This window comes from Lysinibacillus sp. COL-1 (assembly GCF_059814265.1).
This window is the reverse complement of sequence record NZ_JCAWSJ010000004.1, coordinates 782,205-805,732: the sequence shown is the minus strand read 5'-3', so window position 1 is coordinate 805,732 and position 23,528 is coordinate 782,205. Positions and strand designations below refer to the sequence as shown.

22 protein-coding genes are annotated in these 23,528 nt (G+C 38.0%); 4 read left to right on the top strand and 18 right to left on the bottom strand.

Annotation, left to right across the window (positions count from 1 at the left end):
* Positions 1-38: 38 nt before the first annotated feature.
* The 3 genes from AC6BKE_RS12110 to AC6BKE_RS12100 all read right to left on the bottom strand — a co-directional run bounded on the left by AC6BKE_RS12110 (position 39) and on the right by AC6BKE_RS12100 (position 3,210).
* On the bottom strand, positions 39-1,460 hold the full coding sequence (locus AC6BKE_RS12110) for an amino acid permease (RefSeq protein WP_036124822.1): 1,422 nt from the start codon (positions 1,458-1,460) through the stop codon (positions 39-41).
* A gap of 101 nt (positions 1,461-1,561) precedes the next feature.
* The gene (locus AC6BKE_RS12105) at positions 1,562-2,323 is read right to left on the bottom strand and encodes a dimethylarginine dimethylaminohydrolase family protein (RefSeq protein ID WP_036124824.1); all 762 of its coding nucleotides are present in this window, start codon (positions 2,321-2,323) and stop codon (positions 1,562-1,564) included.
* A 14-nt stretch (positions 2,324-2,337) separates the two neighbouring features.
* Positions 2,338-3,210: a dimethylarginine dimethylaminohydrolase family protein gene (locus AC6BKE_RS12100; RefSeq protein ID WP_499856870.1), complete on the bottom strand. Its 873-nt coding sequence runs from the start codon at positions 3,208-3,210 to the stop codon at positions 2,338-2,340.
* A 267-nt stretch (positions 3,211-3,477) separates the two neighbouring features.
* On the opposite strand from AC6BKE_RS12100, the gene AC6BKE_RS12095 reads away from it, so the two are divergent.
* Both AC6BKE_RS12095 and rpmB read left to right on the top strand, forming a co-directional pair.
* Positions 3,478-4,221: an IclR family transcriptional regulator gene (locus AC6BKE_RS12095; protein WP_058843516.1), complete on the top strand. Its 744-nt coding sequence runs from the start codon at positions 3,478-3,480 to the stop codon at positions 4,219-4,221.
* Between the two features lie 185 nt (positions 4,222-4,406).
* The gene (gene rpmB, locus AC6BKE_RS12090) at positions 4,407-4,595 is read left to right on the top strand and encodes a 50S ribosomal protein L28 (protein WP_004227417.1); all 189 of its coding nucleotides are present in this window, start codon (positions 4,407-4,409) and stop codon (positions 4,593-4,595) included.
* Between the two features lie 96 nt (positions 4,596-4,691).
* On the opposite strand, the gene spoVM is transcribed toward rpmB, so the two are convergent.
* From spoVM to AC6BKE_RS12015, 15 genes are all read right to left on the bottom strand, one after another.
* Entirely contained in the window at positions 4,692-4,793 is a 102-nt protein-coding gene (spoVM, locus tag AC6BKE_RS12085) for a stage V sporulation protein SpoVM (RefSeq protein ID WP_099805045.1), read from the bottom strand.
* 18 nt (positions 4,794-4,811) lie between these two features.
* Positions 4,812-5,462, bottom strand: coding sequence for a thiamine diphosphokinase (locus AC6BKE_RS12080; RefSeq protein ID WP_058843489.1), 651 nt, complete (start codon positions 5,460-5,462; stop codon positions 4,812-4,814).
* Entirely contained in the window at positions 5,459-6,127 is a 669-nt protein-coding gene (gene rpe / locus AC6BKE_RS12075; RefSeq protein WP_058843488.1) for a ribulose-phosphate 3-epimerase, read from the bottom strand. Before rpe ends, AC6BKE_RS12080 begins: the two co-directional genes overlap by 4 nt.
* A 2-nt stretch (positions 6,128-6,129) precedes the next feature.
* Positions 6,130-7,014: a ribosome small subunit-dependent GTPase A gene (rsgA, locus tag AC6BKE_RS12070; RefSeq protein WP_036124921.1), complete on the bottom strand. Its 885-nt coding sequence runs from the start codon at positions 7,012-7,014 to the stop codon at positions 6,130-6,132.
* A gap of 11 nt (positions 7,015-7,025) precedes the next feature.
* Entirely contained in the window at positions 7,026-9,011 is a 1,986-nt protein-coding gene (pknB, locus tag AC6BKE_RS12065; RefSeq protein ID WP_499856869.1) for a Stk1 family PASTA domain-containing Ser/Thr kinase, read from the bottom strand.
* A gap of 2 nt (positions 9,012-9,013) precedes the next feature.
* Positions 9,014-9,763 (bottom strand): Stp1/IreP family PP2C-type Ser/Thr phosphatase, encoded by a 750-nt coding sequence (locus AC6BKE_RS12060; protein ID WP_058843486.1) that lies wholly within the window; start codon positions 9,761-9,763, stop codon positions 9,014-9,016.
* Between the two features lie 6 nt (positions 9,764-9,769).
* Positions 9,770-10,912, bottom strand: a complete 1,143-nt coding sequence (rlmN, locus tag AC6BKE_RS12055; RefSeq protein ID WP_036124927.1) for a dual-specificity RNA methyltransferase RlmN — start codon at positions 10,910-10,912, stop codon at positions 9,770-9,772.
* Positions 10,912-12,273: a 16S rRNA (cytosine(967)-C(5))-methyltransferase RsmB gene (gene rsmB, locus AC6BKE_RS12050; RefSeq protein ID WP_499856868.1), complete on the bottom strand. Its 1,362-nt coding sequence runs from the start codon at positions 12,271-12,273 to the stop codon at positions 10,912-10,914. The genes rlmN and rsmB overlap by 1 nt, the downstream gene beginning before the upstream one ends.
* Complete coding sequence (gene fmt / locus AC6BKE_RS12045; protein WP_036124932.1) at positions 12,270-13,211, bottom strand: methionyl-tRNA formyltransferase; 942 nt, start codon at positions 13,209-13,211, stop codon at positions 12,270-12,272. The genes rsmB and fmt overlap by 4 nt, the downstream gene beginning before the upstream one ends.
* 1 nt (position 13,212) lies before the next feature.
* On the bottom strand, positions 13,213-13,707 hold the full coding sequence (gene def, locus AC6BKE_RS12040) for a peptide deformylase (RefSeq protein WP_036124934.1): 495 nt from the start codon (positions 13,705-13,707) through the stop codon (positions 13,213-13,215).
* Positions 13,708-13,793: 86 nt separating this feature from the next.
* On the bottom strand, positions 13,794-16,205 hold the full coding sequence (gene priA / locus AC6BKE_RS12035; RefSeq protein WP_036124935.1) for a primosomal protein N': 2,412 nt from the start codon (positions 16,203-16,205) through the stop codon (positions 13,794-13,796).
* On the bottom strand, positions 16,202-17,206 hold the full coding sequence (gene coaBC, locus AC6BKE_RS12030) for a bifunctional phosphopantothenoylcysteine decarboxylase/phosphopantothenate--cysteine ligase CoaBC (protein ID WP_271912496.1): 1,005 nt from the start codon (positions 17,204-17,206) through the stop codon (positions 16,202-16,204). Before coaBC ends, priA begins: the two co-directional genes overlap by 4 nt.
* A 125-nt stretch (positions 17,207-17,331) precedes the next feature.
* Complete coding sequence (rpoZ, locus tag AC6BKE_RS12025; RefSeq protein WP_036125003.1) at positions 17,332-17,559, bottom strand: DNA-directed RNA polymerase subunit omega; 228 nt, start codon at positions 17,557-17,559, stop codon at positions 17,332-17,334.
* A gap of 4 nt (positions 17,560-17,563) precedes the next feature.
* Positions 17,564-18,181 carry a guanylate kinase gene (gene gmk, locus AC6BKE_RS12020; protein ID WP_036125005.1) on the bottom strand — a complete coding sequence of 206 codons (618 nt, stop codon included), beginning with the start codon at positions 18,179-18,181 and terminating at the stop codon, positions 17,564-17,566.
* A gap of 43 nt (positions 18,182-18,224) precedes the next feature.
* Entirely contained in the window at positions 18,225-19,100 is an 876-nt protein-coding gene (locus AC6BKE_RS12015; RefSeq protein WP_036125007.1) for a YicC/YloC family endoribonuclease, read from the bottom strand.
* 261 nt (positions 19,101-19,361) lie between these two features.
* Here AC6BKE_RS12015 and AC6BKE_RS12010 point away from each other — a divergent pair, with 261 nt between their 5' ends.
* Both AC6BKE_RS12010 and AC6BKE_RS12005 read left to right on the top strand, forming a co-directional pair.
* On the top strand, positions 19,362-21,056 hold the full coding sequence (locus AC6BKE_RS12010; protein ID WP_036125010.1) for an Rqc2 family fibronectin-binding protein: 1,695 nt from the start codon (positions 19,362-19,364) through the stop codon (positions 21,054-21,056).
* A 247-nt stretch (positions 21,057-21,303) separates the two neighbouring features.
* Positions 21,304-22,989, top strand: a complete 1,686-nt coding sequence (locus tag AC6BKE_RS12005; RefSeq protein ID WP_036125015.1) for a methyl-accepting chemotaxis protein — start codon at positions 21,304-21,306, stop codon at positions 22,987-22,989.
* Positions 22,990-23,528 lie beyond the last annotated feature (539 nt).

Here is a 23,528-nt window from a genome sequence, read left to right as displayed (position 1 = left end):
ACAAACTCTCCTTTAGCCTCAATTCGTTAAATTTTTGGTTAACGAATTTCTAGTGACTCTTCACTTTTACTATCTGTCGTTGTTGCATTTTTTAATTTCAATTGATAAAAAATCATACAGGCAATAAAGAAGCCAATCCCGTACAGTAAACCGATTCTTTGCGTTGGATCAAACGCTAAAAATACTAAAATAAATACACAAAAGATAATACAAAATACAGGTATTAAAGGAAATAGAGGTGTTTTAAATTTTAAATCAGCCAAATTTCCTCCCGACTTTACATAACGATAGCGGAACATTAGTTGAGAAGCACAAATCCCCATCCATGAGATTGTGACAGAGATTCCGGCCACCGACATGAGTAACACAAATACTGCATCTGCTTCCATTACACTTGTTAATAAGGATAATAGTGAGAAAGCCATTGTAAAAATGAGCGCATTTAACGGCACTTTATTTTTAGTCAATCGACCAAATAACTTAGGTGCCATTCCCTCTTGTGACATAGAGAATAATAAACGTGTTGACGCATACAGACATGAATTGCCGACTGATAAAATAGCCGTTAATATAACAAAATTCATGATACTAGCTGCATATGGAACACCTGCTATATTCATCAACGTTACAAATGGACTTTCTACAAGACCAAGCTCTGATGCTGGGAATATCGCCGATAATACAATAATGGAGGCAATATAAAAGACTATAATTCTAAAAAGAATAGTACGAATCGCTCTTGGAATATTTTTTTCAGGGTTCTCGGTTTCACCTGCTGCAATACCAACAAGCTCTGATCCCTGATAAGAGAAAATAACATTCATCATTGTGACAAAAATAATAGAAATACCTGCTGGGAATAAACCAGTAGGTGCTAAATTTGTCAGATGTGGCGTTGGACGATCTGCTAATGGAATTAATCCGAAAATGGCCGCACCACCTATAATGATAAATGCTATGACTGCAACAACTTTGATACTAGCAAACCAGAACTCTGCTTCAGCGAAGCCCTTTGTTGTTAAAGCATTTAAGACAAATAAAAGAACCATAAACACAGCACACCAAATCCATATCGGTACAGTCGGAAACCAATGTTGCATTAAAATCCCAGCAGCTGTAAATTCAACACCAGCTGTGGCGGCAGACCCGACAAAATACATCCAGCCTAATGAAAAACCAGCTGAAGGACTAATGAAACGTGTAGCGTATGTTTGGAAGGAGCCTGTAACTGGCATATAAACAGCCAATTCCCCAAGACAGTTCATGACCATAAACAAAATTAGGCCACCAAACAAGTAACCAATTAGAGCACCACCTGGTCCTGCTTGATTAATGGTATAGCCAACATTTAAAAATAAGCCCGTTCCAATAACACCCCCAAGCGAAAGCATTAATAAGTGACGGCTTTTCATCGATCGATTTAATTGATTGTTGTGAAGCTGATCCCCTTTATTCAACATCCATCCCTACTTCCCATATAGTGTAAATATTCAGATAATCAAAGAATAAAAGTACCCAATCAATTTTCCCTTTTAAATTGATTGGGCAATGTTAGCATGTCTTAAAAACGTAATGATAAACAACTTAAGCCACCATCGTGTTTTCTAAACTCAGACATCTCAAGTTCAATAGTTTGATAGCCAAGATTTTGTAATTTACGATTTGTTTCTGGGTAGCCAGCTGGAATAATAATATAATCATTTACTTGAATACAGTTAGCAGAATATTCATCTTCTTTAGGAATCACGATTTTATCATAAGATTCAAATGCAGGGTGATCGACAAACTCACCAGCTACCACCATACGATTATCCCCAACATAGGCAACCCCTGTTTTTAAATGGAAGAACTCTTTTAATGGAATAATAGTCGCTTCATAGCCTTCTTGCTCAACAATTTTTTTAAATTGCTGTGCGCCTTCTTCATTTGTACGGTCTGAGATCCCTACGTAAAATTTCTTCTCTGCTTGTAATACATCTCCACCATCAAGCGTTCCAGAGCCTTTAATATAGTAAATTTTTTCAAAGAATGGTTTCACTGCTGGTTCAATATCTTCGATTTCACGATTACGAGCAGCTGCTCCAGGGTTTGAGATAATAGCAAATTCAGATGTTAATACTGCTGTATCTTCTACAAATGTTGAATCTGGGAATGCTTCATTTGCTGGTAATTGTGTAACCTCAACGCCACATTTTTTCAAAGCATCTATATACTTTTCATGCTGTTCAAACAATTTTTCTAAAATGGGTTTACCTAAATCACTAGTTGTTAAACCGTTTACAAAACTATTTCCTGGATTTTTAACAATAACATTTTTAAACATAATTTTCGTCTCCTTTATCCTCTTACTACTGGACAAGTTAGGCATGTTGGCCCACCTGTTCCTTTAACAGTAATTTCATCACCTTTATATTCAAACACTGTTGCACCAGCATCAAGTAGCTGTTGTTTTGTTACTTTGTTCCCTTCAGGAATAACGTACACTCTTGGTGCAAGCGCCAAGACATTACAGCCCAGTGCATCATACTCATCCTTCGGTACTTCTATTAATTGGATGCCTCGCTCGATAAGCAGTTGTCGGAAAAATACTGGCATTAAACGTGAATGTACAACAGCTAAATCTCGATCTACCATACTTATGAAAGACATTAAATGTAAACACTCAGCTTCACCTAAGTCATGGGGTAGCTGCACAACAATAAACTCATCCACCATATCCGCTGTCATTTCCTTTAATTGATGGATAGCTTCATCATTTGTACGATAACCTCTACCTACAACGAGTGTTCGATCATCTAACCAAACAAGATCTCCACCATCTGATACCGCCTCTCCTGTTAGTTCCCCAATGATTGGAATACCTTTCTCCTGTAAAAAGGCCTTATATACTGCTGCTTCTGACTGTCTCAATTTTTTGCCAGATTTCAGTATAATGGCGCCATTTGGTGTGAATTTAACTGGATCATGTGCATAAAGCGAATCTAACCCTACTTCATCATTAGCAGGCAAATAATCAATCGTATCAACATACTTTTCAAGAATCCTAATAAATTCAGCATATTCTCTTAGCGCTTCTTCATAGTTAGGCTCAGATAAATAGTTAAATGTTTTCCATTCATCGCTAAGATGTGCCTGGCTTCGGAAAGCATCTTTCGGATGTTTTACTATAACGTGTTTCAAAGGTGCATACATTGATGAACAATAATGCATTCCCTTCACCCCTTTTCCGTGTAGTGGAAAACGTTTCCGTTAAGAGGAAAGTTTATATGAAAAATATATTCGTTTTATGCTATACTGTCAATATATTTAGAAAACTTTTTATTTTTCCTTTAATCTAAATTTGATTTATTCATTGAAAAACAATTGTACGAGGATTCATTTTACACATCTTTGTATAGACATCTATTCGCTCGAAAATATTGGAACTAGACGTAATTGGAGAATAAAAATAAAATAGGAGGAAGGGAGGTGGGACAAATGCAATTATTAGAGCGAGCTATGACGATTGCGAAGGTTTTAGCATCTGAAGCAAATGACCGTAGCTTGTCTATTTCAGAGCTTTCTACAAAATGCGATTTACCACTAAGTACTTTACATAGAATTTTAAAAGCCATGATTAAACAAGGTATGATTGAACAGGATGAGCAGACTAAGCATTATCGCCTCGGAACAATATGGATGGAACTTGGCTTACAGGTATATGACACGATGGATTATATTAGTAAAATTAGACCTGAATTAGAACGCTTAGCAAGAGAAGTTGAAGAAAGTGTCTATTTAAGTAAGCCTGCTGGTTTAGATACGATTATTATAGAAAGAATAGACAGTGCTGCAAATCCGATTCGTATTTATGACCAACTTGGCATTCGCATACCTATGCATATCGGCGCAGCCAATAAAGCCATTCTTGCCTCTATGCCTGACACTCAGTCAAAAGAAATTTTGGAACAGCTAATAACGAAAGACGAAATTGCTGAATTAGAAGGACAACTTCAAAACATCCGACAGCAGGGCTATGCAATAAGTCATGGAGAACGAACTGCTGGTACTTCCTCCATTGCGGTATCTGTACAAGATGGTTTTGGTGAAGTGATAGGTGCAGTGAGCATCGGCTTTGTGAATTTTAATGTCTCTCAAGATCATATTAATACATTAATTGAGCGCTTAGTTGATACTGGTAAACGTGTATCGACAAAACTTGGTTATCGTGGAAAAGGGTAGTAATACTTCTTTTCTTAAGTTTCCCTTCTTTTACTAACTGATTTTTGCCTGTAAAGGTTTTTTTCTTGAAAGGATATGTGAAAACTATTGCACTGAACGCCATCGTATGTTAAATTATTATGGTATGTGAAATACCGAACTGAAATAATAATCTTTCAGCATCAACAGTAAGGAGGGAATACAACATGCCAAAACAATGTGTAATCACTGGACGTAAAGCTCGTACTGGTAACAACCGTTCCCACGCTATGAACGCTAACAAACGTACTTGGGGTGCTAACCTTCAAAAAGTTCGTATCTTAGTTGACGGTAAACCAAAACGTGTATGGGTTTCTGCTCGTGCATTAAAATCAGGTAAAATCGAGCGCGTTTAATCGCCGCTTCTAAAAAATCGATTTCGCATTGGGCGCAAATCGATTTTTTTCTTTTTACAGTATTCAATATACTTAACGTAAAAAATCCGACTAACATTAGTCGGATTTTTTTACTTTCTTATCTTTTTTAAATAGGTTAATACACGTACGCGTGATACTACTCACGAATTTCGGCAGCTGGAACGTATATACTTTCAGGACTCTCTCCCCCTTACGCTAATCTATGCTTCTTATCATTAAACATATGCCATGCGAGAAAGATATAGACCCTGAAGTTCCTATTATTTCATTACTTGTAAATCGTGATGTTCCTAAAGAGATTTCCTCATTCGTTGTTTCATATTTTACTTGCCGTAATGTCACATTTTGAATCGGTTCCTCATGAGCAAAAAAAGACAAGTATCGGTATCGATCATCTGCAAAAATAGTATGCGTACCAGGTAATAAAAATTGCAACATATTTGCATGATTAATAATCTTCAGCTCAACTTGAGGATGCTCTTTTTGGAGTCGATAAATGGAACGAACCGCTGCCTCATAATGATCTAAGCGCCCACCTGTAACACCTGTTAGGACAATTTCTTGAGGTGCATAAGTATAGGCTTTAAGCAAAGCTAAATCCGTATCTGTTTCATTTTTCTCTTCCTGAAAACGTTGTTGGTCATTGGTTTGTGCCATCACAAATTGATATTCCTCATCTGTTAAGGAATCAAAATCACCAACAATGGCATGAGGGGTAATCCCATGCTCCAGTAAATATAAAGCACCACGATCTGCTCCAATAAATACTACATCCTGTTGTTGAAACGATGAAAATGAGCAAAGCTCTTGTTTTGGACCACCTGCACAAACAACGACTATCGTCATCTCTTAATCGCTGCCTCACCAGCCGCTAAAATCTCTTGGAGTGCAGCTGTTCGATCTTCTTTACTATAAATAGCTGATCCTGCCACAAAAATCGTCGCTCCAGCCTGTGCACATGGAACAATCGTTTCAGCAGTAATACCACCATCAATTTCAATGGCAATCTCTAGACCCCGCTCTTTAATAATTGCCGATAATGCTTCAATTTTAGGTACAACAGAATGAATAAATTTTTGTCCACCGAAGCCTGGATTAACAGTCATCAACAATACCATATCGATATCTTCTAAAATGTGTTGAATCGACTCTATTGGTGTATGTGGATTTAATACTACGCCAGCCTTTACACCATACGAACGAATTAATTGTATTGTTCGGTGTAAATGACGACATGCTTCAACATGCACTGTAATATAATCTGCACCAGCTTTTGCAAATTGTTCAATATACTGATCTGGATTTTCAATCATTAAATGTACATCTAACGGTAAATTCGTTAATGGACGGATAGCATCCAATACGATTGAGCCAAATGAAATATTCGGTACAAAGTGACCATCCATGACATCAATATGAATCAGTGTTGCACCTGCTTGCTCTACTTCTTTTACTTCTTCCCCTAATTTTGCAAAATTTGCTGCTAAAATTGATGGTGCTATTTGTATCATCATTAATACCTCGGCTTTCGATCCATAATTTCTTGCATAAATTGTTCATAATGCTTGTAGCGGTAGTCACGAATTTCTCCCGTTTCTACTGCTGCCTTTACTGCACATTTTGGTTCTTTCAAGTGTAAACAGCCTCTAAATTTACAATCATCCGCCACTCTGACCATTTCAGGAAAACATGCGCCTAATTCCTCTTTATCAATTTCATCAAAATCAAAAGAACTGAATCCAGGAGTATCTGCCAATAAACCATCACAGACCTCAATAAGCTCGACATGACGAGTAGTATGTTTTCCTCGCCCTAAGCTTTGCGAAATGATGCCTGTTTTTAAGTTTAATTCAGGAATTAGTGTATTCAGCAAAGTTGATTTTCCAACACCAGATTGACCTGCTAATACAGTGGTTTTTCCTTTTAAAATAGGCTGTAGGCGTTCAACTAATTCTTCTTCATCTTTATAGGTTTGTAAAACCGTATAGCCCATGTTTTGGTAATCGACGATATATTGCTGTAATTCCTCACGTTTATCATTTTCCAGCAAATCCATTTTTGTTAAACAAATAATAGGATGTACATGGAATGATTCTAAAACAACTAAAAAGCGATCCAATAAAATGGTATTGAAATTAGGTTCTTTTACGGAAAATACTAAAATACCTTGATCAATATTGGCAATTGGCGGACGAACTAATTCATTTTGACGCTCCAAAATCTTTTGAATGGTACCATCCGATCCTTCTGTTTCCGTTGAATATTCTACAATATCACCAACAAGCGGGGATTCTCCGCGATTGCGAAAGACCCCACGTCCTCGACATTGAATAAGTTGATGACCATCATAAACATAATAATAACCGCTTAATGCTTTTCTTATTTGGCCTTGCGCCATCCAATTCCTCCTTAATTGACATCCTCATATTTAACTTTGTCTTCTAAGATTATTTCTGAGTCACGGATAATTCTATAACTTGCATCTTTGCCTTCTTCAATAACAAGCTGTATATTGTAAGGTGTATCATCTAAAATTGGAAACTCTACTGGTTCAGAAAATGTATGATTTTTATCTTGAATTTCAATGCGAATGTTTTGAGCTATACCCTCTTCTGTAGGTTTATACTCAATGACTACAGGTATGACCAGTGGTTTATCAGGCTTTTTCGCTGGTCCTTTACTGATCACAACGGATATGAAGGAACCTTCTTCCACCATAGTACCCGCTTTTGTCAATTGTGATATCACACTGCCCGCAGGAATCGACTCATGATATTCTTCACGTGAAATACGCCAATTAAGGCCAACTCTCCTCACATAGTCATCCATATCCGCTTTTGTATAATTATTGAGGTTTTCAAGCCTTATCATTCTAACCCCTTGGCTTACTTTAAACGTAATTGTTTCTTCCTTCGCAACAACTTCAGTATTTGGGGGTATACTTTGCTCAATGATTCTTCCTTCTGGTTCATTAGAAGGGACATCCTCTTTTAGTACTTCTTTATACTTTCCTTTTATTAAAGCTTCCACTTGACTATAATTCTGTCCAACATAATTATCTACAGTCGTCATTTCCACACCTAAGCTGACGATTAAATCAATCTCTGTACCTTTTGCACGCAATGCATTTTTTGCTGGATCTGTTTCAATGATCTTACCTTTCTCAATTTCCTCATGGTTCCGCTCCTGATGCTCCTCACCAACAACAAACCCCTCTGCTTCTAATTTTTTTGTAGCTTCTTCCACAGTTAAATTTGTCACATCAGGTACGGAAATCTTTTTCGGGCTAAACGAATCTGTTGCAAATAAAAAGAATAGGAAGATGACAATCACAGCAATCAATAATCCAGCAACATACTTTGGCCAATTTTTCTTCTTTCCCTTAACAGGAGCTGGTTTTTCTACGGGCTTTTTAGGCTTTGCTTGAGATGGTGTTTTCACTTCCATAATCGGTTCCATAACTCTCGTTTGGGTTAAATCTTCGCCTTTTTTATGAACAGGCTCTTTAATAATTGGTATAGCTTTCGTCGTATCATTATCAACAGGTATGACAAATTTTGGTTCGTTTATTCGTGTTGGTGATAAGACTGTTTCCAAATCATCATATATTTCTTCCACTGTATTATAACGATGGGAAGCGTCTTTAGCCGTAGCCTTCAGCACCACATTTTCCAAACTTTGAGGAATGGTTGCATCAAAAGCACGAACAGAAGGTGTTTCTGTTTGTAAATGCTTGAGTGCAATGGAAACAGCCGATTCTCCAGAAAACGGCAATTCACCTGTTAATAATTCATATAGCACAATGCCAAGTGCATAAATATCTGATTTATTAGTAGCCGTCCCGCCTCGGGCTTGCTCAGGCGATAAATAATGCACCGTACCTAACACTGAATTCGTTTGTGTAAACGATGTAGCACTTAACGTCATGGCAATACCAAAATCAGTTATTTTTACATTACCCTCCGCATCCATTAAAATATTTTGCGGCTTAATATCACGGTGGATAATATGATTTTCATGGGCATTTGCAATGGCAGACGTTAATTGTTTCATAATATGCACACTTCTAGCAGGAGAAATTGGTGCAAATTCTTGTATGTACTGCTTTAACGTTTTTCCTTGAACATATTCCATCACGATATAATGTAGATCGCCATCGTCCCCTACATCATAAACACTAACAATATTTGGATGTGTAAGACTTGTAGCAGACAGTGCCTCACGTTGAAAACGTCGATGTAATTCATCCTCATTGGAAAAATCATAGCGTAATATTTTTATGGCTACATCACGGTTTAATATCATATCGTGCGCTAAATAAACATTGGACATACCTCCGCCACCAATGAGCTGCAAAATTTTATAACGGTCACTAATTCTTTTACCTACAAGCATTCTTACACCTCCTCATCCTTTTTTGTTAGTAGCACGAGGGAGATATTGTCTTCTCCCCCGCTGGCATTTGCCAATTCTACAAGCTTACGTCCTTTTTCTTCAATGGCATCTGGATACGTTATAATTGAAGCCATTTCATAGACAGTGAGTTTATTGCTTAAGCCATCTGAACAAATGAGTAAATACGATTCTGATGCTAAATCTACTTCATAAAAGTCTGGCTCTAGCGTTTCCTCTGTTCCAACAGCTTTTAAAATGAAATTTTTCTTTGGGTGTGTCAAAGCTTCTTCTTCACTTATTTCGCCATTTTCTACCAGTACATTTACATATGAATGATCTCTTGTTATTTGTTGTGCACCATCTTCAAAGAAATAATACACACGACTATCCCCAACATGTGCAATGAAGCAATGATACTCTTCTATTAACACCGCAATAAACGTCGTGCCCATTCCTTTACAGTCTTCATGTGATAAAGAATAGTCATATATCGTTTTATTCAATTGCTTAACTGTGTGCAATAACCATTCTTTTTTTGATGTTGTTGATACAAAATGATGTGCGTCTGCCTGTAAAAAAAAGGATTCCATCTGTTTAATTGCCATATCACTTGCTACATCACCAGCATTATGACCACCCATGCCGTCCGCCACAAGTGCTAGTGCAAGCCCGTCAGGACGTTTAAAAAATGCAGCACGGTCTTCATTAATTGATCGTTTTAAACCAATATCACTTTCGACTGTGTATTCCAACACTGGTCACCTCGTTTCTTCAGATCTCTCTTGAGCACGTAATTGACCACACGCAGCTGCGATATCTGAGCCTTGCTCTCGGCGGATCGTTACGTTAATCCCATTTTTCTTTAAGGTTTTTTCAAAAGCAAAAATTTGACTACGAGACGTACGAACATAATCACGTTCTGGTACGTAGTTGACAGGAATCAAGTTGACGTGACATTTAATTCCTTTAATTAATGCCGATAACTCCTCTGCAATTTCCACTGAATCATTTTCACCAGACATCAATCCATACTCAAAACTCACTCGTCGCCCTGTTTTTTTAGTATAGTAACGAACAGCCTCCATTAATTCATCCAATTTGTATGCACGAGCAATTGGCATTAGCTTTTGACGTGCCTCTTGGTTTGGTGCGTGTAGTGACACGGCGAAGTTAATTTGTAATTGTTCATCTGCAAACTGATAAATTTTTGGAACAATCCCTGATGTTGATACAGTAATATGACGTGCACCGATATTTAACCCTTTTTCATGGTTGATTACTTTTAAGAAGTTCATCATCGCATCATAGTTATCGAAAGGTTCGCCAATACCCATAATGACAATATGCGATACTCGCTCGCCCACTTCATCTAAAGTCTGCTGCACTTTGACAACTTGCTCCACGATTTCTCCTGCTAGTAGATGTCGCTTCAAACCACCTAAAGTGGAAGCACAAAATGTACAGCCGATTCGACATCCAACTTGTGTTGTTACACAAACAGAGTTGCCATATTCATGGCGCATTAACACGGTTTCGATTGAATAGCCATCTTGCAATTGAAATAAAAATTTAATGGTACCATCTTTAGATTCTTGCTTAATAATGGTTGATAGTGTTGTTAACGCAAAATTGGCTGTTAACTTATCACGCAATCCCTTTGAAAGGTTCGACATTTCTTCAAATGTCTTTACACGTTTATTATACAGCCAGTCAAAAATTTGAGTAGCACGGAAAGGTTTTTCACCGTTTTCTGTTAACCATTCTTCTAACTGATATGGCTGTAAAGAATAAATAGATTCTTTTAAATTTGGTTTTTCTTTCTTGACACGTCGGACGGGCTTGTCTTCCGCTTCATCAACTAAATCGTTAATACGTTCATTAAATTTCTCTTGATCCACCATTAGTTGGATTCTCCTTTTTTACGAAAGGCGGCAACGAAGAAACCGTCACTGCCAAAGTCTTGTGGAAAGACTTGAAGCATGCCATTAGCTTGCTTTTCCGCTAATTTTGTTGGTAAAGACTCTAGTTGTATTGCTTCCATTTCTGGATGCGCTGTTAAAAAGGCATGAACTGTGCCTTCATTTTCTTGTAGATCGACTGTACAAGTACTGTACACAAGCTTTCCATCTGTTTTCAATACTTTAGTTGCTGCCTCAAGTAAAGCTAATTGGATTTTTTGTAGATTTTCTAAATCTTCTTCTCGCTTTGTATATTTAATATCGGGCTTACGTCGCATAACCCCTAGCCCACTACATGGTGCATCAACTAAAATAGCATCAAAAGACGCTGCTTGTAAAAATTCTGGTGCTTTCCGTCCATCAATTGGGGCTGTTTCAACAATATCAAGCCCTAGACGTTCTGTATTATGGTCGATTAAATCTAATTTATGTGGATGAAGGTCTGTCGCTAAAATAGATCCTTCATTTTTCATTATTTCGGCTAAATGTGTTGTTTTTCCACCCGGGGCTGCACACATATCAAGGACACGCATGCCAGGAGATGGATTTAACACTTTAGCAGGTATCATTGAACTTTCATCTTGGATAGTAATGTGACCTTCTTTAAATACTTTTGTACGTGCAGGTTGACCATTGGTTACACGTAAACATTCAGGCATTAAATCACTTTGCTGTACTGTTAATCCTTCTTCCTCTAGTTCAGCAATAGCCTGTTTAACCGTTGTTTTTGTTGTATTCACACGCACTGTTTGCATAGCTGGCACATTGTTTTCATGCAACATTGCTGTTGCTAGCTCTAAACCGTAGTTTGCTACAAATCGTTGCACTAACCACTCGGGATGGCTTGTTTCAATAGCAAGTCGCTCCATTGGATCTGCTATATCCTCTGTAGAAGGAACGCCGCTACGTAACACCGATCTTAAAATCCCATTCACCGTCGAAGCAATACCACGATGCCCTCTACGCTTGGCAATTTCCACTGCTTCATTTACAGCAGCATGTGGTGGGATACGAGTTAAATAATGAATTTGATACAACGATATTCTTAATAACCAACGTACCCAATGATCGACTGACCCACGAATAAAAGGCTCTAAATAAAAATCAAGCTTCATTTTATGCTGTAAAGTTCCATACGTAATTTCAGTTAATAAGGCACGATCTTTCGCCTCAATTTTATGTCGTTTAATTGTTTCGTTTAGCAATAAGTTGCTATATGCTTGGTTTTTATCAACTGCTAATAGAATAGATAATGCAGCATCTCGCACATTTCCATCCCAAATCACTACACTTTTTTTACTCATTTAAATTGGTCCCCAATCTGTAATTTAGAACCTGTACCACGTAAATACTCCTCTGCGGTCATACGCTTCTTGCCAGCTGGCTGCACGTCATATAATGCTAAAGTTGTACCGTTGCCAGCTGCTACTTCAAAATGATCTTTCTCAATCGCTACAACTGTACCTGGATTCGTCTCATGCTTGCATTTACCAATAGCTGCCCACCATACTTTAAAATTACCATCCTCAAAAGTTGTATAAGCAACCGGCCACGGATGAAGACCACGTACTTGATTGTATAAAGTAGCAGCATCGTTTGTCCAATCGATGCGTTCTTGCTCTCTCGAAATATTGCTGGCGAAGGTAACAAGTGCTTCATCTTGGACTGTTCGGCTATTTGTACCATTTATAATAGAAGGAAGTGTCTCTTTTAGGAGCTCACAACCCACTATGCTTAGCTTTTCAAAAAGGCCACCTGTATAGTCGTTTTCTTCAATAGGAATCGCTCTTTGAGAGATAATATCTCCAGCATCAAGCTTCTCTGCCATATACATAATGGTTACCCCAGTCTCTTTCTCGCCATCTATAATAGCTTGATGAATAGGAGCGCCTCCACGGTATTTTGGAAGTAGTGAGGCATGAACATTAATGCAGCCAAAAGCAGGAGCATCTAATAGCTCCTTTGGTAGTATTTGTCCAAAAGCTGCTGTTATCACTAAATCTGGCTGTAGAGCAAGAATTTGTTGTAACTCTTCAGAGCCGCGCAATTTTTCTGGTTGAATAATTGGTAAGCCAAGTTCCAAAGCTGCAGCCTTCACAGGTGGTGGTGTCAATACACGCTTTCGCCCAACTGGACGATCTGGCTGTGTCACAACTGCTTTAATATCGTATCCTTCATCATGTAGCATACGCAAAATAGGTGCTGAGAAGTCAGGTGTCCCCATAAAAATTATAGACGTCATTTTATTCCTCCTCTTCTGCGTACAGTTCTTCAAGTTCTTCTGCTGTAATAATACGCTTGATTTTCGAATCAAACAGCACGCCGTCTAAATGATCAATTTCATGTAAGATGGCACGGGCATCAAAGCCTCCTGCTTCTAATTCATATACACGTCCTTCACGATCACAAGCTTCAATTTTAACATAGTTAGGACGTTCTACTTCACCATATAACCCTGGAAAGCTCAAGCAACCTTCAATATCTATTTCCGCTCCATCTGTTTCAATAACCGTTGGATTAATCATTTCTAAAATATCGCGTTCCTCACCTAGTTCTACAATTGCTACGCGTAAGCCTACATCAATTTGTGGCGCTGCAATACCAACGCCATCATATTCCACCATTGTGTCATATAAATCATCTAGTAATGCAATGATTCCATCATTAATTTCTGTCACTTCTGCACATGGTGTTGATAGTACTTTTGCTGGGTTTTCGATTACTTTTTTTATAGCCATTCTCATTTCCTCATTTCTGTATTCAAGCTAGTGCAATAGCTGATTGTTCATTTTACTATTGTAAAAAAATCTTGCTGTTAATTTCACTATATAGTAGACGGATCTAAATCTACCGTCATTAATATTCCTTGTTTAATCCATTCTGCTCGATACATGGCAAGCAGTCGCTGTAACACTGGAATTAGATTTGGTTCAATTTTATATTTTATCAAACATTGATAACGATATCTATTTTGGAGACGAGCAATACTTGCCGTTGTTGGTCCTATAATGGCTACTTGATTCGATAAATTTCCTCGTAGCCAATCTGCCACTCGTCCAGCATATTCAGCAGCCATCATGACATCTTCATGAGATAATTGAATAAGGGCTACAAAATAATAAGGTGGATAGCTGGAGCGACGACGTAAAAACATCTCTCGTTCATAAAATGGTTCATACTCCTGCGTTTTGGCTAGCTCAATTGCATAATGCTCAGGGGTATACGTCTGAATAATTACTTCCCCTGGCTTATCATGTCGTCCTGCCCTTCCACTTACCTGTGTTAGTAGCTGAAATGTGCGCTCTGCTGCACGATAATCAGGTAAATGCAAGGATGTATCAGCACTTAGTACACCGACAAGAGTAATATTAGGAAAATCAAGACCCTTTGCGATCATTTGCGTCCCCAGTAAAATATCTGCATGTCCAGCTCCAAATGTATCTAAGATTTCTTCATGTGCCCCTTTATGCTTCGTGGTATCTACATCCATACGTAACACTCTTGCCTCAGGAAATAGTTTAAAAAGTTCTTCCTCGACTTTTTGTGTACCTGTACCAAAGTAACGAATATGATCGCTTTGACATTGTGGACATATTTTAGGAACAGATTCCTCGTAACCGCAATAATGGCATTTTAATTTCTCCGTTGTCCGATGATAGGTTAAGGAAATGTCGCAATTTGGACATTGTACAACCGTACCACAATCCCTACATAGAACAAACGATGAATAACCACGACGATTTAAAAACAGCACCATCTGTTCTTTTTTCTCAAGTCTTATACGAATCGCCTCAGCAAGAGAGTCTGAGAACATCGAACGATTTCCTTGACGAAGCTCTTCACGCATATCTGCAATAAAAACAGTCGGCAATGCTTGGTGTAAAGCACGTTGCGTTAATGAGAGTAGCGTATATACGCCCTTTTTAGCTCTGGCAAATGACTCTAGAGCTGGTGTTGCACTACCCAAAATAATAGGACATTTATAAAATTCGCTCCTCCATATGGCGACATCTCTTGCATGATAACGCGGCGAGTCTTCTTGCTTATACGTTGATTCATGTTCCTCATCCAAAATAATAAGACCAATATTCGTAAAGGGTGCAAAAATAGCGGAACGAGCACCAACTACTACTTTCACTTTACCTTGTTGAATTTTACGCCATTCATCATACTTCTCTCCAACAGATAATCCACTATGCATAACAGCAACCATCTCACCAAAGCGACTGCGGAATCGCTCAGTCATTTGAGGTGTTAAAGAGATTTCAGGTACCAACATAATGGCTTCTTTCCCTTCATCTAGCACCTTTTGAATAGCCTGTAAATAAACCTCTGTCTTACCGCTCCCTGTTACACCATGTAGCAAAAATGTTTGCGCTTGTTGCTGCTCTATAGCTGTAGTAATAGCTTGAAGAGCACCCCTCTGCTCCTCTGTTAATTGTAAGGCCTGTGTACGAGAAACTTTCTTCGTAAATGGATCACGAAAAACTTCCTCTTGAATAAACTGGGCAGCTCCTTTTTCAATTACTGCCTCTAATACCGATATCGAGACTCCTGTTTCCTCACAAATGTGCTGGGGTGATAAAATTTCTCCTAGATGTTGACACATCCATTGTAGTAATAGACGTTGTTTAACGGCTCTTTTTGACTGTTCCAAAGCCTGTTCTACAAGTTGCTGGTCTTCTGTAATTTGAACCATTCGGATTTCTTTTACATTGCCCTGCTGCTTCACAACATTCTCAATTGAAACAATGCTCTCTGCAACCAACTGCTTTAATAAAGGAAGTAAACCTGCTCGCTCAAATTCTTTAAAGTTGGCTTGTTGGCGTTTACCAAAAATGTACTGTACTTCTTCTGGTAGACTTTGAGACTGTTGTAATTTAATTATTTTTTCATACTTAGCCCGAAGTGCAGATGGTAACATCACTTGCAAGGCATCTATTTCATAGCAAATCGTGTTGTTCTTTAACCATTTCGCCATTAGCAGCATTTCTTCTGTCAGGACCGGCTCCATGTCTAAAATTTGAGTGATAGCCTTTAATTTATTCAGTGGTACATCTGTTTCCTTTTTCAAGCCAACGATAAAGCCTAAAACATTTCTTGGACCAAATGGCACTTTCACACGACAGCCTAATTCTATTACGTTTACCCATTCGAGAGGTACTTGATAATCAAAGGGACGGTCTACATGGTAGGTAGAGACGTCTACAATGACCTCTGCTATTAAAAAGCTCATTGCACCTCATCCTTTGTAATATGAGACCAGAGTGTCTGTGCAAAAAGCTGGGGATTTGTCGTAGCCAAAAATTGTCCATTAAGCTGAGCATTTTCACTAAAATCAATCCAGCTATCAGAAAGTATATTGATCATTGGTTTACCTTGCACTTGCTGTCCGAAAGTGATTGCATTCGTTCCTTCTACAGAAATAATCGGCGTTTCGTCGATGGTTGGTACATTCGCTGCATGTATAAAAAATGCTTGGGGATATTGGATTTTATAGGCTTCCAGTTGTTGAATAACATCATACAAATTGCTATTTTCAATTTCAATCACATGTGCCCCACGTATCCTTGCCTCATTCGCTAATGCTCGTCCAATAATGCCACTTGCCTGTGGGCTAATCATATGCTTTTCATCTAATGGTACTTGCAACGCACCTGCTGTCACAATTACGGTTTTACCTTTTAATGGTTTGGATTGTCCTGAAAAAAAAGCCTTTACTAGGGCCGTTATTTTTTCAGGTTCCTCTAAACGTCCCTTCCCGACATAGCCACATGCTAAAAACCCCTCTGAAGGCTCAATGAATTGGTATCCATCAGCTGATAGCCGATCTAAATTTCGTTTTACCGCTGGATGGTCATACATGTGTACATTCATAGCTGGTGCAATCCAGACAGGGGCTGTAGTAGCAAGCAAGGTTGTTGTGACCATATCATCAGCAATACCATTGGCTAATTTGCCAATCATATTGGCCGTAGCGGGAGCCACTAAAATCAAATCAGCCCAATCTGCTAAATCGATATGGGCAATCACACTTGAATCTTTTTCATCAAACGTGTCAAAATAAACGTCATTTTTGGACATCACTTGAAAACTTAATGGATTCACAAACTGTCTAGCAGAAGCTGTCATCATAACTTTTACATTGGCCCCTGCTTGTGATAGCTTGCTAACGAGCGCAACAGCCTTATATACTGCAATTCCGCCTGAAACACATAGTAAAATATTTTTATTCATGCTAGGTGTCGTCCTTTCAAATGATAAGCTCCCAAAGAAGGATTCCCTGGGAGCTCTCGGCATTCTGTATAATCAAAATCTACTGCGAACTAGCATGCATGTAACCCAACTACGTTACATGTATGTTAAATTTCGTCTTCGTACACAGCGGACTCATCCTGTGATACCTTCGTAAGTACACCTGCCGCTACTTCTTCAAGTGCTCTTCCTACGTATTTATGAGAAACATACTTGTGTAAACGTTCTGTATCTTGCTCTTCTTGCATTTGGCGAGCACGTTTAGAAGCAAGGCTCACTAATGAATATTTTGAATCGATTTCTTTTTTTAAAGCGTCCACTGATGGGTATAACATTGTTTTATTCTCCTCTCAACATTGACAAATATCTTTTTTCAACACGTTCTCTACGACAATGCTCGGCTTTAATAATCGCATTTATACGATCACAGGCATTCGTCACTTCATCATTCTCCACAACATAATCATACAAGCTCATCATTTCAAGCTCTTCACTTGCAGTAGCTATGCGTTTCGCAATGATATCCTCTGTTTCCGTCCCACGCCCAACTAAACGGTCTTTTAATTCCGTTAAACTTGGAGGGGCCAAAAAAATAAATAAGGCATCTGGTGCTTTTTTACGAATTTGTGCTGCACCCTGCACTTCGATTTCTAAAAATACATCACGACCTGCATCCAGTGTTTCATTCACATAGGCTAGTGGTGTTCCATAATAGTTACCAACAAATTCAGCGTGCTCTAATAAGCCACCTTGTTCAATTAACGTTTCAAATGCTTCACGTGTCTTGAAAAAATAGTCTACACCATCTACTTCCCCTTCGCGAGGATTTCGTGTTGTCATCGAGATGGAATACTCATAATTCGTATTCGGCTGAGAAAATAATTCTTTTCGCACTGTCCCTTTACCTACACCAGATGGGCCAGACAGAACAATTAATAATCCACGTTCTTTTATCATTTATTCTCTATATCTCCCTTAATTTATAACAGACACGTGCAAGTTATTCGATGTTTTGCACTTGTTCACGCATCTTTTCTAAAATTGTTTTCGCCTGAACAACAGCAACCGCTGCTTCTGTAGATTGATTTTTTGAACCAATCGTATTAATTTCGCGATGTATTTCCTGCATTAAAAAATCTAATTTACGTCCAACTGAAATGGTTTCAAGTAATGTTTCCTCCAGCTGATTAAAGTGACTATCTAGTCTGTCTAATTCTTCGGAGATGTCTACGCGTTCTGCAAAAATCGCTACTTCTGCTAGTAAACGATCATCTAGCAATGTGCCATCTGCGACTTCAGCAATTCGTTCTATTAATCGTGTACGATATTTTTCAACAGCAAGAGAAGAGCACAAACGAATCTGATTCACTTGTTCCATCAACTGTTCTTTATATTGTACAACAACTTCTTGTAATTCTTGCCCTTCACGTTCCCGCATTTGTACGAGCTGTTTAATTGCTTGTGAAATCGCTTGTTCAACAGCACTTAGCAAATCCTCTGGTGTAAGCTGTGGCTTTTGCTGTACAAGTGCCTGTTCTAGCGATAAAAGCTCTTGCATCGTCCATTTTTCTTCAAGTGGTACTTTACTTGCTAATTGCTCTTTTGCCTTACGATACGCTTCAATTAATGACCAATTAATTTCAATAGATTGCTCTACGTTCTCTAAGTCTTTCACATATACCATCACATCAATTTTGCCGCGTGACAAAGCTTGTGAAATTAGTTTCTTTGCAAAAATTTCTGCTTCAAGCCATTCTTTCGGAAATTTTGCGTTAATTTCTAAAAAACGATGGTTGACCGAGCGCATTTCCACGGTTAATTGAAAGTCTCTAGTTGTTGTGACACCTCTGCCAAAACCAGTCATACTACGCACCAAGGTTCGTCACACCTTTCTTTGCATACTGGGATTATTATAACATAAGCTCTGTCGATTATGACGACTCTCCCAAAAAAATTGGTTAGAATAAAAGCTAATTCTACCACAATTGAAGCTATATTTTAATATTCACCTAAAAAATGCTATGATAAACATACAAATTGTGTATTTGTCGGAGCTGACAGATAGCGAAAGCAACTACACCATGAAAAAAATACGAAAGTACCAAGATGCTTGATATCGTTGGAAAGAGGAATTCATATGGCATTTGATGGCTTATTTACTTATTCAGTAACGGCCGACCTACAACAGCTTGTCACTGGTCGGATTACAAAAATACATCAACCTAATGCACAAGAAGTTGTGTTACATGTGCGGGCAAACGGAAAAAATCAAAAACTACTGTTCTCCATCCACTCTTCTTATGCACGTGTCCATCTTACGGAGCATACGATTGAAAATCCAGCAGAGCCTCCCATGTTTTGTATGCTTTTGCGTAAACATTTAGAGGGTGGTTTTATTTCATCCATAAAACAACATGATTTTGATCGTATTATAATAGTAGAAATTCACAGTAAAAATGAAATTGGCGATCCTATTGTAAGGGAAATACACGCTGAAATCATGGGTAGACATAGCAATCTACTGTTGATTGATCAAGAACAGGGGAAAATTATTGATAGCTTAAAGCATTTACCTCCATCCGTAAATAGCTTCCGAACTGTGTTACCAGGTCAACCGTATATTGCACCACCCACACAAAATAAATGGAACCCATTAACGGTTACAGATGAAGAGCTAACAATGTTTTTCGCTGAAGCAAAAACGACCAAAGAGATCGTAACACAGTTAGCCGGTTTTTCGCCTCTTCACGCTGAAGAATTATTGTACCGCATGACAACAGCATCTAATGCACCAGCCTGTTTCAAGGAATTTATGACATCCTTTGCAAACGGTGGTATGAAGCCAATGTATGTACTTTCTAATAACAAAACGTATTTCTCACCTATTGAGTTGAGTCATTTGCAGGGAGAAGTAACTGTCTACCCTAATGTTCACGAGCTTCTCGACCGCGTATTTTTTGCACGTGCAGAACGAGACCGTGTGAAACAACAAGCAGGTGATTTAGAGCGCTGGCTACAAAATGAAATTGATAAACTATCCTTAAAAACGAAAAAGCTGACGAAGGACTACGAGCGTGCCTCCAAGCTTGATCAATTTCAGCTTTATGGTGAGCTATTAATGGCAAATATTTATGCCTTTGAAAAAGGTGTCAAAGAGGTAACGGTAACAAACTACTATAGTGAAACAGGCGAAGTGATTACGATTCCAGTAAGTGAACGTAAAACACCGATTGAAAATGCGCAAAGCTATTACACAAAATATACAAAGGCAAAAAACGCCTTGGTTATGGTTCAAGAGCAGCTTGAAAAAACGACAGAAGAAATTGCCTACTTTGAAATGCTGGCACAACAAGTACAGCAAGCTTCTCCAGGGGATATTGAGGAAATTCGCGAAGAGCTGGCAGAGCAAGGCTACTTAAAACTACGTCATGCCAAGAAAAAGAAAAAACAAGTAAAGCCAGAACCAGAGCGCTATGTTTCATCTACAGGTGTATCGATCTCTGTTGGAAAAAACAATAAGCAAAATGATATGTTGACGTTTAAAATAGCAAAACGCACAGATATTTGGTTGCACACAAAGGATATTCCAGGATCTCACGTTGTCATCCATTCAAGTGAACCAGACGACACAACATTACGAGAAGCTGCCACATTAGCCGCTTATTTTTCTAAAGCTAGAGAATCTTCTTCTGTGCCAGTGGATTACACAGAAATTCGACAGGTCAAGAAACCAAATGGGGCTAAACCGGGTTTTGTCATTTACTTTGAACAGAAAACACTGTATATTGACCCTGATGAGGCTGTCATTTTACAGTTAAAAAAACAGTCATAAGATAGAAACCGAGACAAAACATCTCGGTTTCTTCTTTTTTATAGTACAAACACGTAATCCGTACTATAAAACGATGAAAACAGCCATATCTTCATTGTTTTTTACAGACAATCTTCCTTATTATAATAACATTAAAAAAACATATGAATAATCTGAACTGTTTCTCCCATCAGTTATTGACTTCTCCCTTTCAGAAAAGCAATATTTAAATATAAAACTTGAATAGCATCAGAAAGGGCGTATCCACATGTCTGTAGGTAAAAAATTAAGCTTTGGTTTCTTTACAATTATTCTCACGCTAATCATTTCATTAATGATTATGTTCCTGCTATTTTCAAACATTGAAAAAAAGATTGAAAATGCATTAGAAGGACATGTCGCTCTTGTAGAGTTAGCAGATGATATTCAATTTGAAATGGCCATGCAAGGACTTTTCATTCGTGCCATTATCATTGAAGACAATCCAGCAAATAAAGAGAGTTTTACAAAATATGCAAGTATGCTAGATAAGCATGTAGAAGCAATAACGGAAAAAGCGGATTCAGCTGAAATGGAAACATATGCAAACGAGTTAGCTACATATAATGATGCTTTTAACAAGTCGGCGACAGAAGCACTGGCACTATTTGAAGCTGGTAATCTTGAAGGAGCTTTGCAAAAGGTCAATGGTGACGTACAGCAAGCCAATAGAAATATACAGGACATATCAGATAAAATTGGGAACTATCAAAAACAACAGCTTGACACGGTGACAAAAGAATCGAAACAGGCAGTATCCAACTCTCAAATTATTTCTGTCATTGCTATTATTATTGGTATTGCCCTAGGTGTTTTCCTAATATTCTACATACAACGCACTATTTCTCGTCCTTTAAAATCGGTAGTTCAAGCAGCTAACCATATTGCCAGCGGTGAATTGTTTCATGAAAATCTTACTCACTATTCAAAGGATGAAATTGGTCAGCTATCGACAGCTTTTAATGAAATGAAGGGAAATATAAAAAATTTATTAACCCATATTCAAGATAATGCAGAGCATTTAACAGCTTCCGTAGAAGAACTTTCTGCCTCAACTGAAGAAATCACTACCTCTGCAGACGAGATTACAATGCGTATAAATGAAACAGCTAATGCAGCTGTAGCCGCTACAGTTGCAGCCAACGAAAGCGCACATGCTATGGATGAAACGGCAGTAGGTGTTCAACGTATAGCGGAAGCAACTCAACAACTACATCATAATGCTGTTACAACATCTGAATTAGCGACAAATGGCAATAACACAGTAGAAGAAGCTCAACAACAAATGAATGTAATTCATGAATCAACACAAGTAATCAATACCCTTGTTCAAAAGTTGAGCAAACAATCCGAAGAGATTAGTCAAATCACAGCTGTCATTACAGCCATTACCGATCAAACGAATTTATTGGCACTTAATGCAGCGATTGAAGCGGCACGTGCTGGAGAGCATGGGAAAGGATTTGCCGTTGTTGCAGATGAGGTTCGCAAGCTAGCTGAAGAGTCCAAGCAATCAGCCAATCAAATTGTTACATTAACACAGGAAATTCAGGAAGATACACATAATGTAGAAAAAGCAGTTTTCGATGGGCTTCACTCTGTCACAGAGGGTGTAAAAACCATTGGACATGCAGGGCAAGCATTTGAATCAATCGTAAAAGCGATTAATACGATGACAGATCAAATAGAAGATATATCAGCTACTTCTGAAGAAATTTCAGCCAGTGCCGAACAAGTAGCCGCCTCTGTTGCAGAAATTGCTCATGGTGCTTCAACTAGCTCAGACAATACTCAAATCGTAGCTACAGCAAGTAAGGAGCAATCTATTACGATGCAACAAATAAATCAAGTTGCCTCTGATCTAAGTGAAAAGTCCTTAGATTTACAGAATCAAATCAATCATTTCAAACTTTAACTTAAAAAACAGTGCATTTCATATATATGAGAGCACTGTTTTTGTAATTTTCATACATATTATCCTCATGAATCCAGAAGCATATCTTTCTGAAAAGCTAATGAAGGCGATTTCAATCAATTAAAAATCAGATTTTTAGTAATTATTTGCATAATCAATCCTTGTCAGCAAGACAAATGACATCCTTAAAAAAACATCATTGACATAGTTGGCTGTTTTGGGAGAATATGGTCAAAAATCAAGCAATACTTGCATTAATTAATGGATGAATAAAATAGGTTAGCATTGCATATATGCATGTATAGTCAGTTAGCTAGTAAATTATTTCAAAAAAATATAATTATCATCATTCACTTCTCGTTAAACCCAAAATTTCCTTAGAATGGGTACCTTTTTTCATAGATTTGCTCTATTTTTTCTTGTTCCTATCCACAATTGGTTAATCCTAGAAAATTACAAAACAAGTTTCTTATATATCATTAATAGATAAAAATAATCATGTTTCGCGATCATAAATTACAAGAAATTACCTCCAAAAG